The 14,131-nt window shown below is 39.2% G+C and carries 11 protein-coding genes; 2 read left to right on the plus strand and 9 right to left on the minus strand.

Annotation, left to right across the window (positions count from 1 at the left end):
• The first annotated feature begins 108 nt into the window (after nt 1-108).
• A complete protein-coding gene (locus ACJZU6_RS15780) occupies nt 109-792 on the plus strand; it encodes a type 1 glutamine amidotransferase domain-containing protein (RefSeq protein WP_327766586.1) in 684 nt (227 codons plus the stop codon).
• Between the two features lie 142 nt (nt 793-934).
• Here ACJZU6_RS15780 and ACJZU6_RS15785 read toward each other — a convergent pair whose 3' ends face one another.
• From ACJZU6_RS15785 to ACJZU6_RS15815, 7 genes are all read right to left on the minus strand, one after another.
• Nucleotides 935-1,522, minus strand: a complete 588-nt coding sequence (locus ACJZU6_RS15785; protein ID WP_080155489.1) for a DJ-1/PfpI family protein — start codon at nt 1,520-1,522, stop codon at nt 935-937.
• 9 nt (nt 1,523-1,531) lie between these two features.
• Nucleotides 1,532-2,176, minus strand: coding sequence for a bifunctional 4-hydroxy-2-oxoglutarate aldolase/2-dehydro-3-deoxy-phosphogluconate aldolase (locus ACJZU6_RS15790; protein ID WP_408901354.1), 645 nt, complete (start codon nt 2,174-2,176; stop codon nt 1,532-1,534).
• Nucleotides 2,163-3,143 (minus strand): sugar kinase, encoded by a 981-nt coding sequence (locus ACJZU6_RS15795; protein WP_408901355.1) that lies wholly within the window; start codon nt 3,141-3,143, stop codon nt 2,163-2,165. Before ACJZU6_RS15795 ends, ACJZU6_RS15790 begins: the two co-directional genes overlap by 14 nt.
• A gap of 191 nt (nt 3,144-3,334) precedes the next feature.
• Complete coding sequence (locus ACJZU6_RS15800) at nt 3,335-4,189, minus strand: tagatose bisphosphate family class II aldolase (protein WP_045036245.1); 855 nt, start codon at nt 4,187-4,189, stop codon at nt 3,335-3,337.
• Nucleotides 4,190-4,305: 116 nt separating this feature from the next.
• Nucleotides 4,306-5,865, minus strand: a complete 1,560-nt coding sequence (locus ACJZU6_RS15805; RefSeq protein WP_080155486.1) for a DUF2264 domain-containing protein — start codon at nt 5,863-5,865, stop codon at nt 4,306-4,308.
• Nucleotides 5,866-5,950: 85 nt separating this feature from the next.
• Nucleotides 5,951-7,570, minus strand: a complete 1,620-nt coding sequence (locus ACJZU6_RS15810) for a sulfatase (protein WP_408901356.1) — start codon at nt 7,568-7,570, stop codon at nt 5,951-5,953.
• Between the two features lie 70 nt (nt 7,571-7,640).
• On the minus strand, nt 7,641-8,930 hold the full coding sequence (locus ACJZU6_RS15815; protein ID WP_408901357.1) for an anaerobic sulfatase maturase: 1,290 nt from the start codon (nt 8,928-8,930) through the stop codon (nt 7,641-7,643).
• A 278-nt stretch (nt 8,931-9,208) separates the two neighbouring features.
• Between ACJZU6_RS15815 and ACJZU6_RS15820 the strand changes: the two genes are divergently transcribed.
• Nucleotides 9,209-12,307 carry a chondroitinase family polysaccharide lyase gene (locus ACJZU6_RS15820; protein ID WP_408901358.1) on the plus strand — a complete coding sequence of 1,033 codons (3,099 nt, stop codon included), beginning with the start codon at nt 9,209-9,211 and terminating at the stop codon, nt 12,305-12,307.
• A gap of 87 nt (nt 12,308-12,394) precedes the next feature.
• Here ACJZU6_RS15820 and ACJZU6_RS15825 read toward each other — a convergent pair whose 3' ends face one another.
• Together ACJZU6_RS15825 and ACJZU6_RS15830 are read right to left on the minus strand one after the other, a co-directional pair.
• Complete coding sequence (locus tag ACJZU6_RS15825; protein WP_408901359.1) at nt 12,395-12,691, minus strand: SemiSWEET transporter; 297 nt, start codon at nt 12,689-12,691, stop codon at nt 12,395-12,397.
• A 300-nt stretch (nt 12,692-12,991) separates the two neighbouring features.
• Nucleotides 12,992-13,939 (minus strand): alpha/beta hydrolase, encoded by a 948-nt coding sequence (locus ACJZU6_RS15830; RefSeq protein WP_408901360.1) that lies wholly within the window; start codon nt 13,937-13,939, stop codon nt 12,992-12,994.
• Between the last annotated feature and the right edge of the window lie 192 nt (nt 13,940-14,131).

Here is a 14,131-nt window from a genome sequence, read left to right on the forward strand (position 1 = left end):
AAAGAGTAATTATTACGCTTGTGAGCCACATTATTTAAGCCTATAACTAATACAGGCATTAAATTATGTATTTTTAATCTCAATGATTAAACGAGGGCTTAAACTAATATGAATATCTTAATCGTATTAACATCTCATCAAAATTTAGGTACAACCACAGCAAAAACAGGCCTATGGTTAGATGAATTTACCGTCCCTTTTTATCTATTTAAAGATAATAGCGATACAGTGACTCTTGCCTCGCCTTTAGGTGGACAAGTGCCTATCGATCCCAAAAGTGATACCGCAGAGATGCAAACAGAATCAGTTATTAGATTTAAAAATGATTCAAATGCAATCAAACAGTTAGCCAACACCTTACTCTTATCAACTATCGATCCAACTGATTATGACGCTGTATTTTATCCTGGTGGACATGGACCATTATGGGATTTATCGCAAAATGCTGCATCAAAACATATTATTGAATCAAGTTATCAACACCACAAACCAACAGGCCTTGTTTGTCATGGCCCCGCAGCATTAAAAGCACCTAAAAATGCTGATGGCAGCCCACTTATCGCGGGTAAAAATGTCACAGGTTTTAGTAATAGTGAAGAAGACGCGGTTGGATTAAGTACTGTGGTGCCTTTTTTGCTGGAAGATATGTTAACTGACCAAGGGGCACATTATAGCCAGGGCCCTGATTGGCAGAGCTATATTGTGGTCGATGGCAATCTTATCACAGGCCAAAATCCAGCATCAGCACAGGCTGTTGCGACAGAGATAATTCGTCAATTAAAAGCACATTAATATATGTCCCTTCAATTGTGATCTATCTTTAATAAATTTATTATCAGATGGTTATTTAAAAAGTTTCCGCTAAATATATAAAAGCCTAGTTATTTAACTTAACTAGGCTTACTACTTTCTCTCTATAATTATCACTATAGCACTATGCGTTATTTAACGGCCAGTGATCAAAATAAATATGGTTTGCTTGCCAATCAACTTTTTCATGGTTATCAGCTAATAAATAACGTGCCACTGTAAAGGCAAATTCAAAACTCACCCCCAAACCACGCCCAGTAATAAACTGCCCATCAACAACCACTTTCTGTTTAATAAACTCACCATCATCAAACTTTTCCGCCAACTTATCACCGGTAGTATATGTACGACCTTGTAATAAATGATGCGCAGCAAGTACTTTGGCGCCAGATGAGCATAATGCACAAATATACTTATTGGCTTCAATATGACGCTTTAAAAAAGCAATAACATTGGCGTTAGCGGATAAATTATCAGTTCCTTGTGGTCCACCAGGCATCATAACCGCATCATAAGTCTTATCAAATTTATCTGTTAACACATAATCGGCGCTGATTTTAGTTTCAAAGTAAGTATTAAGCGCTGTGGTTTTCATGCAAGATAATACATCCACTTTAATATCCAAACGGCGCATAATATCGATAAAAACCACCGCTTCGCCTTCTTCAAAACCATCAGCAAGCAGTACTGCCACGTGTTTTACTTCTGCCATCATCAATCCCTATGCCTTCAGCTGAGCAATCATTGCACACACTTCACGTACATTACCGGCAATCAGCTCCCAGTCATGATTAGTAATTGCCTTGGTTGGTGCAATCCATGTTCCACCACAAGCGATTACTTGTGGAATAGCTAAATACTCACCCAAATTAAGCGGTGTCACACCACCCGTTGGCATTAACTGAACCTGACTATAAGGCCCAACTAATGATTTAAGCATGTTCACACCACCAGAAGCTTCAGCAGGAAAGAACTTCAGTGCGCTCACACCTAATTCTAATGCTTGCTCAACCAAGCTTGGATTATTCACCCCAGGGATAATTTTGATATTATTGGCTAGGCAATATTTCACCGTGGTTGGATTAAACCCAGGGCTAATAACAAAATCAGCCCCCGCCTCAATAGCTGCATTAACTTGTTCAACCGTTAAAACAGTGCCTGCACATAACACTATCTCAGGATAAGCAGTGCGAATTAAGCGAATAGATTCCGCGGCAGCTGCGGTACGAAAGGTAATTTCAGCAGCAGGCAGACCATTTTCAACTAATATTTTAGCAAGAGGCACAGCATCTGCTGCATGTTCAATTTGAATGACAGGCATAACTCGCAATGCACGCAAACGATCAATCCATTCATTTGTCATCATAATTACTACTCATTAAATCCGTTAAATATTGGGTACATTGCAGAGGAATAACGGCACCGCGATGCTGAATTACTTGAGCGGCAAGATTATTTCCCCACTGACAGCAAACAATCATTGGCATACCTTTGGCCCATGCCGCTAAATAAGCAGCATTAAAAGAATCCCCTGCGGCTGTTGTATCAATGACAGCATCAATTTTATTACCATCAACCAAGCCTTTTTGACCTGCTTGTGACCACATCGCGCCTTTACTGCCTAACTTCACTACCACTTGGCTAACCCCTAAACGGTGCAAGCGATCAGCAATAATGTCTGCGGGAGTATCCAGTTCGCCTCGTAATAAATCTTCATCATCAGCGGTAACTAACGCAATATCAGCCAAGCGATACAATTCTGATAACCATGTTTTTGCATGGGTCACACCATTCCATAATCGTGGCCGATAATTTGAATCAACCGCAATTTTACAACCTGAAGCTTTTAATTTTTCAAGGGCTTCAACGAGCTTAATTTTGCCATGTTCAGGCAAAATAGCCAAAGAGATCCCTGAGAGGTAGATCAAATCATAGTCTTTTAATTGTGCCATAATCTGCGAAAACTGAGCATGTTCACACATATAGCGTGCAGCGGAATCATTGCGCCAATAATGAAAGCTACGCTCTCCTTCGGCATCAATTTCAATAGCGTACATGCCGGGTAATTTATCGCGCTCACGCATCACAAAACGGCAATCAATGCCTTCATGCTGCCATGCATCAATCATAGCGTTACTATAATTATCAATGCCTAATGCGGTGACATAACTAGGGGAACTTTGAGGAAGCAATCGAGAAAGATAAATCGCAGTATTAAGCGTATCGCCACCGAAACTTTGTTGCTGAGTTGCAAAAGGCGCACCACTCAGCTCAATCATGCACTCACCTAAAATGGCAATATTGCGCTTTATTGCTGAAGTTGGAAATGTCATTTTTCCTCACCTATTAACCATTATTCGCTATCAGAAAAAAGGCCATGACGATGAGATATGAAAATCAATCATGGCCAAAAAACATCATCACTCAAAGTTATAAATGTAATGCCAAATAAAGCTGATCAGCTTAAGGGGGAAATGGCATTACATTGTGTCATCCCTGGCGAGAGGTTATAGTCTGTGGCTAATTACGCTTTTCCTTCGCTACCACATACGCGAATTTTATCTTGAATAATTTTCTTCATTGCTGCTTTACCCGGAATAATATAATGACGTGGGTCATTCGCTTCAGGGTGCTCAATAAAGTATTGTTTTACAGCATCAGCAAAGGCGATTTTAAGTTCAGTCGCAACATTCACCTTCGTAATACCGAGTTCGATACAACGACGTACATCAGCATCTGGCACACCTGAAGCGCCATGAAGCACTAATGGTGTATCCGTTTTACTACGAATAATGCCAAGACGATCAAAATCTAATCGCGGTTGCTCTTTATACATACCGTGAGCAGTACCAATAGCAATCGCTAATGAATCAATGCCTGTCGCATTAATAAATTCAACCGCAGCATCAGGATCGGTGTAAAGTGCATCTTTATCTTCAACAATAAGATCATCTTCCTGGCCACCTAAACGACCTAGCTCTGCTTCAACAGAACAATCCCAACCATGACAAAATTGCACGACTTTACGGGTGAGATCAATATTGCCTTCAAAGCTATGATGCGAACCATCAATCATCGCTGATTTAATACCTGCTTCTACTTTAGTACGAATATCACTGAACGACTCATGATGATCCATATGTAGCGCAATTGGCGTTTGATAAATATTTGCCGCTTTAAGACAAATACCCACCAAATAATCAGTGCCCGCGTAAGAATAAGTTCCAGGCGTGCCAGCAAGAATAACGGGAGAACGCATCTCAGCCGCTGTTTCAAGTACAACTTGAATTGTCTCAAGATTATGAATATTAAAAGCAGGAACGGCATAACCGCCTAGCTGCGCTTTCAACAGCATTTCACGCGAAGAAACCAAAAACATAAAAACCCCAAACCTTCCGTTAACTTTCGATTTAGATAATATTCGAAAACAAAAACAAATAAAAAGATCTGAATCACATAAACACTTTCAAATCGAAAATAAATAACAAAATGAAATCAAAAGAAATGAGACATTTTGGATGAATAACAGGTAATGCCTTTACGCAATAAGTTATTCTTCGGCCTTTCCGCTCGTCCTAAAATAGTTTCTAGCCAGTAAGAACGGGCTGATTGGGTCTCTAAACGACGAGATAATGGATTTTGTTCGGTGATATAATCATTTTTAAATATCACTACCACCTCTTTCGTTTCGAAAACGCCAATGACTTGTGCATTAATCGCCTTAAATTCCACATTAAAATTACTTTGTTCAATGGGTAATGGTTGTGGATCTGCTTGCCACAAGCCACATCGATCTCCACAAAATAATGCAATATTCAATGCTCGCAATGACCAGAAACTGCTTGCTGGGCCACTGTAGTTATCAACTAATCGAGTATCATCATCAAACAGCCCTTGTGTTGGCGCGCCATGTTGCATTGCACCATGGCCAATAAAATATTCCAAACTAGTAGCAAAGGCGCGTTGAGCTTCACCAGCAGTAATAGCTTCACTGTGTTGATCTATAGCCATAATCAGAGGTGCGGTGGCGGCAAGACGATAACAGGCACTACGGCCAAAAAAAGGCAGGCCTTCTGCGGTAAATAAATAGCGATATTGACTGACAAAATCCGCAAGAGCTTGATGAATAAATCCGCTATCAAAACTTGAATCTATTTGATCGAGCCAATAGAGTGAGTAATGAAATCCCCACGCGTTGTAATAATCATAATTCCCTTTCGCACCATCACGGAACCAGCCATCACCCACATGAAACGCTTTAATGCGTTGGTATTTATCCTGTGCAATAGTGTCTTCACCCGTTAATGCCTTAATGACAAATTGCACCGTCAACGGAAAAAGGTGCCAATTATTATCAACCGTTTGACAATGGTTAACTTGTTTAAACCACGTAATAATTTGGGTCTGCTCAGCCGTGTTCATTGGTTGCCAAACATGGTCACGACTCAACCATAGCGCTAACGCTAAATCAGCACTTTCACAAATACGCTGATCATAGTCATGCAATTCCCCCCAATATCCCGCATGCTGAGGGTCGGTTCCTGCTAAAAAAGCATTACGTAACATTGCAACAAGGTCTAATGGCTGACCATTTAGCCCCTCTAGCGGCTGCGAACCATGCTGGCTGACCCATGCAGCTATTGTAGGTAACACTCGACTCGTGCCTTCCATCGCATCGGTACGTGCACTTTGCTGGCTAGGGCGCCCCGGATAATAAGCATGGCTATAGTCCCATACCGCATAATGATCAAACGCTTGTGCAACATAACGCACCAAATATTGGCATTTGTTCTCAATACTCAGCGCATCATTAGTAAAACAGGCCGCCACTGCAGCATCATGATCAGAGTAAGTCGCCGCTTTCATTTTTAAACGCACAAGTCGCTGTTTAAATAACGTCAAATACATTGCCGGTGTTGGATGCTCATAAGGAATAATGGGGCGTTCAGTTGCTTGAATTTGTTTTGCTACATAAGGTAATGGTTCTGTAACATCGGCGGGGGTATTTAACGCCGATTCAGAAAGTGAAATAGCCGCTTGAGTATCATGTATCATTGTTATCCTCCATGAACAATAACGCACTACAGCCATGTTGATATAACATCAACATAATTGCAGTGCGATAGTGGGTGATGCGTGATTAACCTTTTGCTGATTCCGTTAGCACTTGGTAACGATCTTGTCCCCATGCAACTGGTTTTGGCTTATCTTTGATCCACTCATAAAAAGCTTGTTTCATTTGCTTCACTTTTTGTGGATATTGCTGAGCAAGATCTTTTGATTCACTTGGATCAAGCTTGTCATTGAATAATTTCACTTTATTGGAGCCATCATCATAGAAATACAATGCCCATTCTTGATCACGAATTGCCCATGAACCTTTTGATAGCTTCTCTAGATTTGGATTGCTAGGAATGTCATTTGACTCATAAGTGATCCACTTCCAGTAACCATGCCAAAATGCATCATTTTCTTCACTGTAATGTTTCGCGCCAGGGCCTGCCCAGTAAATGTATTGGTGTGGAGACTGTGTTGTTTTTCCTTCAAGTACAGGCAAAATATTTTTACCGTCAACCTTCATCTCTTCTGGAATCGCAATCCCAGCAGCACTTAGAGCCGTTGGCAGAATATCTAACGCTGAAATTAAGGTATTATTGGTGCCACCCGCTGGAATATGCTTTGGCCAATAGGCCACAAACGGTACACGCACGCCACCGTTATACATCTGGCCTTTATAGCCACGATCCATACCATTCATTGGCATCGGTGATTCATGTACCGCGCCATTATCAGATAAGAAGAAAATCAATGTATTGTCTAATTCACCCTTCTTCTTCAGCAATTCAACAATTTGTCCAAGCCCTTCATCAGCAGCATTGATCGCCGCAAAATATTTATCCGCTTCAACATTACCGGTATTAAAACGCTCCATATATTTCGCGGGTGACGCTTCTTCTAATGGAATATGCGGCACACTAAAGGCAAGGTTAATAAAGAATGGCTTATCACCACTTTGTTCAATAAATTGCAGTGCTTCATTGGTCAGATTATGGGTTAAATAACCCGGTGCTGGAATATTTTTACCATTTTGATAAATCGCAGGTGAGTTCCATAATGCGGCACCAGAGGCGTAAAAACTGTAGGAATAATCAAAACCGCGATTCTCAGGTGAATATTCTGTTGGTGTTACAGGGATCTGATTATCGTGATAGTCACGAGTTTTATTATTATCGGCAACGGCATTTTTACTGCTTATTTTTGAATTATGCCACTTACCAATATTGGCAGTATTGTAGCCATTTTCTTGAAATAGAGCGGGAAGTAATTTGATATCTAATGGCAAACCTTGAAGTGCATCATCATTACTATAAGTGCCAAAGCTAGTTGGGTAACGACCGGTAAAAATACCCGCGCGCGAAGGACCACAAACAGGATGAGCCACAAAAGCATTGGTCATTTTTACGCCTTGTTGCGCTAAACTCGCCACCGTTGGCATCGCACGTTTAGCGGCATCGACCATCTTATCAAAATCACCTTGATAGCGAACTGGCACAGGCCGTTCAGCTAAGGTTTTTTTATTCAAACTGTCTAATGCAAAATCTAATTGACCTGTCCCCAAATCATCCATAACCACTAATAATACATTGGGTTGTTTTGCTGTGGCTGTTGTTGGGGCTGCATTTGCTACAGCAGAAGAGGCCATGCAAGCCGCGGCCACAAAACTCGCAATTACCGTCTTCTTCGTCGAGGACAGATTCATTGTATACTCCTTGTAATATACTGCTGTAATACACAGCAATACGTCTTAAAATTCAATTTAATAATCAATGTTATGCTGAGCGTAATTGTGCTAAGTAAGGCAAAGCATCTGCTGCCGTTCCACCTTGTTGAATCGCCTGACTCATCATGTGCATTGCAGGTGCGGTATGGCGGAAAATCTGCTTATAAGAACCACATAAATAATTTTGTTTATGTTTTTCACCCGTGACACTGACTAAGCGGTGTTTTGGGCAACCGCCATAACACAACCCATGAACCTCACATTGCTGACATTGTTGAGTCAACTTTTGCGATTTAGCACTCCCAAAACGCTGTTGTTGTTTACTGGTAGCTAACTTAACCAGTTCGGTGGTGGCAATATTGCCTAGTTTATTCGCGGGATATACATAGTGATCACATGAATAAATATCACCATTGGCTTCTATTACCATTGCTTGACCACATTCTTTTGATTGCACACAAACAGAGGCAGGATACCCAAGCCATGTCGCTAAAATACTGTCAAACATACGTACAAACACAGTGCCAACATCATGCTGTAACCACTCATCAAACACTTCACTCATAAACTGACCATAACCCTCAGCAGGCACAGAGAAATGAGTTAATGGTGCGTCTTTTTGGGGTGAATAATGACCGCTGCTATTGGCTTGATATTGTGTCTGTACTTCAACAATAGGAATGAACTGTAAGTGGCGGGCGCCTAATGAAGTTAAAAAGCGGTAAGTCTCACGGCCTTTATTCCAATTTTGATCATTGATAACCGTAAGAATATTAAATTCAACTTTATATTCTAAAAGTAATTCAATGGCTTTTTTAACTCGCTCAAAAGTTGGTTTACCGTTGACTGAAATACGATATTTATCATGTACTTCTGGTGTGCCATCAACGGAGACACCAATCAGAAACTTATGTTTGGCAAAAAATTGCGCCCACTGACGATTAATAGCAACCGCATTAGTTTGAAAACTATTGGTAATATTCTTATCAACGCCATATTGGGCTTGGTATTTAACCACGTTACGGTAAAAATCCAATCCAGCGAGCGTGGGTTCACCACCCTGCCATGAAAAGTCAATATCAGTACTATTTTGGCTCGCAATATAATGTCTAACATAACGTTTTAGCGTGGCATCTGACATTTGATCGCTACTTGAAATCGTCGAGCTTGAATCTGGAGCACTTACAGCAGAACCACAACGATTATCATTGACATTACCCACAACCGTTTCTTTTTCTAAATAGAAGCAATAATCACATTTTAAGTTACAACGGTAACTGGTTGGCTTAGCCATCATATGGAAACGTGCTTGTTGAGAATGAAATGAAGACAGCGCCATAGTTAACCTTTTTAAATGCTTTCGAAATACTGATAACCCATGATACGAAAGAAAACGAAAGATTAAAGAGGTAAAGATCACATATAGATAAAAATGAAAGAAGACGAAAGTAAAAAATCATTATTTAAAATGAAATAAAATGTGATACTTATTCACAAATGAAAAATCAAAAGAAAATGAAAGTAAATTTACTTATAGAAAATGATGGGGATCAATTTTTTGCTACGCCTATTTAATTACGCTGGCGTACAAAATATAACCAATAGAGGCCTTGCTTAATGAATACCTTTTCATTTTCTAATAACAAAAAACACTTAATTACACTAAGTATTATATTGGCATTATCTGGCTGTAATAATGAAAATATAAACACCACTCACGATAGCCTTAATGGTAAAGGCGCACAGCTTGAACCTGGTGGATATATGTACTTCTTTGAAGACAAAGTACCTGCCGCGATTACGACGGATGCTACTCAACCATTAACAATTTCTAATCTTCATTTTAAAGATGGTAAACACGCATTAAAATGGCAGTATTCCTCAGGTAATAACCTTACTTTTCATCAAGATATTGGTTATTCACCAGAAAAAGAAAATGATATAAATCCACAAACATTTATGGCGTGGATATATAACGAAAAACCATCAAATAAAGTGCTTATATTTAAATTTGGAAATGAAAACAGCATTAAAGCTCATTTTAAATATGGCTTAAATTTTAGTGGTTGGCGTGGAATTGCCGTTCCTTTCCGTGATATGGAGGGAGCAGCAACAGCAAGTATGGATCGATTACAAATATTAGCCCCAGATCATAATGGCACAGTGTATTTAGACCAAATAATGGTTTCAGTCCCTGTTGATAATCGTTGGCCAACAGCTGATATCCAACAACCTTATGTTAATTCTGGGGTAGTTAATATGGCGAGTAAAAACTGGACCGCATTATTAATGTATGACCAAATGCTAAAACAACACCAGCCAACCTTTACCTATAATGTACAATTTAATGATACTACGGGTGACACAGCTAATTTATATCAACAATTTGATCACCATTTAAATATCAAAGCTACCGATTCTATACCTCAAACAAAAATTGATGACAATCTTGCTAAATACTCACCTTTTTTAATCAACAAAAACCAAGATGGTAGCTGGCAAGGAAAACCATTAGATCATCCTAAACGCCAAAATTTCTTAAAAACAGGGATCGTTAGTAGCCCAACATTAGCCCCCTTAACAGATACAGCAAATATCCGTGATTTAGGTAAAGCAATGTTGGAAACAGCGAAATATTTACGAACAGACTCGCTGTCAGATATTAACCGTCAACAACTTGAAGATCAGTTTATACAAGCACTACAGTACGCATTAGATCAAGGATGGCAAGGCGGTTCAGGGCAGCAAATAATCACCCATGTTGGTTACCAAACGAAGGAATTTTTTGATGCATTATTTATTAGCCGTCATTTATTAGCTAAGCATCAATTATTGCAACCAGCACAACAAGCAATGATGTGGTTTAATGCTACTGGCCGTATTTATGAACAAGATAAAGAGATCACGGCCTCTAATGTTGACATACTCAATACACAACTTCAGTGGATGATAAAAAGCTTTTTATTGCTGCCAGATCAAAATGAACGTCATCTCATGCTAGAACAGCTTCAACAATGGCTAAGTAAAACACTATTGGCTTCAGATGGCCTAGGTGGTGGCTTTAAAGTTGATGGCAGTATTTTCCATCATTCACAACATTATCCAGCATATGGTAAAGATGCTTTTGGTGGATTAGCTGCCGCTATTTATGGTTTAAGTGCTAGCCCTTATCAAATAACAACCGCAGCCCATCAACGTATTAAAGATGCACTATTAAAAATGCGTATTTATACTAAAAATAGTTATATTCCAATCGTATTAAGTGGACGTCATCCTGATGGCAAACAAAAAATCACCTCAATTCCTTTTAAATGGTTAGCATTAGCGGGATCGCCAGATAAAACTAAACCGATAGATAAAGAATTAGCAGCTGCGTATGCCAATCTTATCAATAAGCCTACATTTGAAGGGATTAAGGCTGAAGTTGAACCCACAGGAACATGGGCTATGAACTATGCTTCAATGGCGGTAATGCGAGGAAAAAATACCAAGACACCTCAAAGCTCTTGGTTACTGACAGCGCGTGGTTTTAGCCGCTACCTCGTTGGTAATGAAACCTATGCAGCCAACAATTTATATGGTCGCTATCTGCAATATGGTCAACTTGAAATCACACCATCAGATATTAAGAAGCGAGCATTTAGTCATGATGGCTGGAATTGGAATCGTTATCCAGGAACAACAACAGTACAATTAGACAATACCGAACTACAAGCCAGCTTAACGCAGCTGCCCGGAGCTGGAATTGAAGAAATGTTGTTATCAACACAAACCTATTCTGGCGCAAATCGCCTCAACGATCATACGGCGATGTTTGCGGTTAAATTACAAGGCCATAAGAAATACAATCAACAAAATTTCATCGCCAATAAATCATACTTTATGTTCGATAATACGGTAATTGCGTTAGGCTCTAATATTAACAATGATGATATTAATAATCCTGTCCAAACTACGTTATTCCAACATAATATTAGTGATTTATCTCCTGTTGAAGTTAACGGTTCTAGCATTAATCAATTGGAAAACACTCAATCATTCGATGGCGATATTACCTTACAAGATCCCGCAGGTAACCGTTACTATATAACGACCACAGCCGCACAACCGTTATTATTTAGTTATGACAAGCAAATATCTAACGATGAAGATGACGCAAAAGAAACCCACGGTCAATTTGCAACTGCAGTCATCAATCACGGTATAACACCGATAAATCAAAGCTATGAATACGCAATAGTAATTGAAGCAAAAACAAAAGATAAACCACAATATCGTGTTATTCAAAAAGATAACTCAGTGCATGCAGTTGAAAGTACAAATGGTATTGAAGCCTATGCATTCTTTGAGCCGACAACAATTAAAACAGCAAAACACCTCTTATCTGCCGCTACAGCATCACAAATTATATTACAAGAACATTCAAATGGGCATCGACTAAACCTCAGTGTCGTTAATCCTGATTTAGCGCTGTATAAAGGCCAAGACCCTGAACAAATAGATGCTAATGGCGAACAAATTGAAGTCAGTATTTATGATCGAGATTGGCGCTATAGTCTTTCACAGCCCGTCATAACAAAATTTACATTGAAGGATAAATGGCAATTAGCGACACCAAATAACGCCGTAAACATCACATATAATGACGACAATACTGAAATTACCACTACAACAGTCGATGCTATACCATTGCTCTTTAACCTATCAAAAATATAATTGTCATACGCTAATTTAAATAAAACTAAGCCCTAATAAGATTTGATCAAAGCTTTCTAGGGCTTTTTTGCATTCCATAATACCAAATTAAAACGTGCCGCCAGTATGCCAAAAAATACCAATCACCATTGCCATATCCATTAAAAAACCCAAGCTATTCCCAACCCAAATCGGGGGGTTTTTATGGACAAAGCCATATACAGCCCATAATGCTGCTAACAGGGCATAAAGTACCCATGTGGTTAATGATAATCCCAATGCGTGTTCTGTATGAGAAAAGAACAACTTAAACAACTGCGGTAATGTTGCTAAAGGCCCTACGATACCCATTAACAACATAAACGGTTCAAATGCGCTTGCTAAACGTTTAAGATGAGGAATCATTGGCTATCCTTATGTATTTTATTGATAACCTAATAGTATTCAAAAAATACAGTTTAAAACACCCGTTGTTACTCATTAATAACAAATCGTGATTAAGATTCACAATATGCACTTTTTTACAGCAACAGCCATTGACTTACTTCGCAATCACACTATTCTGGATAAGAAGAAAATGATGAAATATAGCCAAACTATGGAAGGTGTTAGATGGATTTACTACGCGGTTTATATTTATTACTAGAGTCAATATTTGAATAATGAAGCAACTATTACCCAACCACTAAGCCGTAATTAATTCATTTATTTACGGCTTTTTATCATGCCTCTCTCTGCTGTTAGAAATTGCCCCATGACGGTATACAATTGCCGACAATGCTGTGGTACCACATTTTCTAAATTTAAAAATGCATGTACCATATCAGATACATGATAATGTTGCGCCTCAATACCTTGCTGACGTAATTTATTATAATAAGTAATGCCTTCATCCCGTAACGGACAAAACTCAGTCGTAATCACTAATGTTTCAGGGAAATTCGCACATACTGGTAGCCATAATGGTGATGCCGAGTATCGATTTTGGTTATTTTGAAAGTATTGATCGAAATACCATCGCACTTTATTTATCTGAAGAAAATAATCATTACCATTCATCATCACCGAAGGTGAAGACAATGTATAATCAAGGCTAGGATATATAAGCACTTGTTTACTAATGTGTACCTCGTCATTTTGTACGTTCGCACACACGGTTGCCGCCAGAGCGCCACCAGCAGAATCACCGCCAATAGCAAGGTAGGGAATATAATTAACCACCATATTATTAAGTCGTGAAAAAAGATGTTGTAAGCACAATCGCACATCATTAATCGCAGCGGGATAGGGATATTCGGGAGCTAGACGATAGTCAATCGCCACAATAATATACTGGCAAGCTAAGGCTAATTTACGGCAAATAGGGTCATAAACATCAAGGCTGCCCGCAACATGTCCACCACCATGTAAATACACCAATACAGGTAAGGCTACTTGAGGTTGAGGGTGGTAAACACGAATAGGAACATGTTCGATAATGTCATCAACGACCATATCTATATGTGGTATCTCAGTAATGTATGTTCGAGTTATGGTCGCTAGCCCTGCTCGTACATTGATCGTACTAAATTCAACACCCGCAATCATTGTAGCGGCTAATTCATGATTAAACGCCTGTAACCAGACTGCAAGTGAATCATCTACTTTGCGCATAGATTATCTCGCCTCTCTCAAAGTACCGCTTATTGAGTATGCTATTTTAAATCTCAGCGCTATCTAAAAAAATAGCGATAGTTAAATTATAATCTATTGAGATAACATCATGCTATGTAAGATAAAAAAAAGATGACAAGCGGGGAAACTTATCATCTAACGGTAATCTACTCACTTATTATTAGCTTGATA

Source organism: Photobacterium piscicola (assembly GCF_046058925.1).
Lineage (GTDB): Bacteria > Pseudomonadota > Gammaproteobacteria > Enterobacterales > Vibrionaceae > Photobacterium > Photobacterium piscicola.

Excerpts from the sequence above, each read along its gene's own strand:
- ACJZU6_RS15780 (WP_327766586.1), top strand. The coding sequence starts at position 109 with ATGAATATCTTAATCGTATTAACATCTCATCAAAATTTAGGTACAACC.
- ACJZU6_RS15785 (WP_080155489.1), bottom strand. The coding sequence starts at position 1,522 with ATGGCAGAAGTAAAACACGTGGCAGTACTGCTTGCTGATGGTTTTGAA.
- ACJZU6_RS15790 (WP_408901354.1), bottom strand. The coding sequence starts at position 2,176 with ATGATGACAAATGAATGGATTGATCGTTTGCGTGCATTGCGAGTTATG.
- ACJZU6_RS15795 (WP_408901355.1), bottom strand. The coding sequence starts at position 3,143 with ATGACATTTCCAACTTCAGCAATAAAGCGCAATATTGCCATTTTAGGT.
- ACJZU6_RS15800 (WP_045036245.1), bottom strand. The coding sequence starts at position 4,189 with ATGTTTTTGGTTTCTTCGCGTGAAATGCTGTTGAAAGCGCAGCTAGGC.
- ACJZU6_RS15805 (WP_080155486.1), bottom strand. The coding sequence starts at position 5,865 with ATGATACATGATACTCAAGCGGCTATTTCACTTTCTGAATCGGCGTTA.
- ACJZU6_RS15810 (WP_408901356.1), bottom strand. The coding sequence starts at position 7,570 with ATGAATCTGTCCTCGACGAAGAAGACGGTAATTGCGAGTTTTGTGGCC.
- ACJZU6_RS15815 (WP_408901357.1), bottom strand. The coding sequence starts at position 8,930 with ATGGCGCTGTCTTCATTTCATTCTCAACAAGCACGTTTCCATATGATG.
- ACJZU6_RS15820 (WP_408901358.1), top strand. The coding sequence starts at position 9,209 with ATGAATACCTTTTCATTTTCTAATAACAAAAAACACTTAATTACACTA.
- ACJZU6_RS15825 (WP_408901359.1), bottom strand. The coding sequence starts at position 12,691 with ATGATTCCTCATCTTAAACGTTTAGCAAGCGCATTTGAACCGTTTATG.
- ACJZU6_RS15830 (WP_408901360.1), bottom strand. The coding sequence starts at position 13,939 with ATGCGCAAAGTAGATGATTCACTTGCAGTCTGGTTACAGGCGTTTAAT.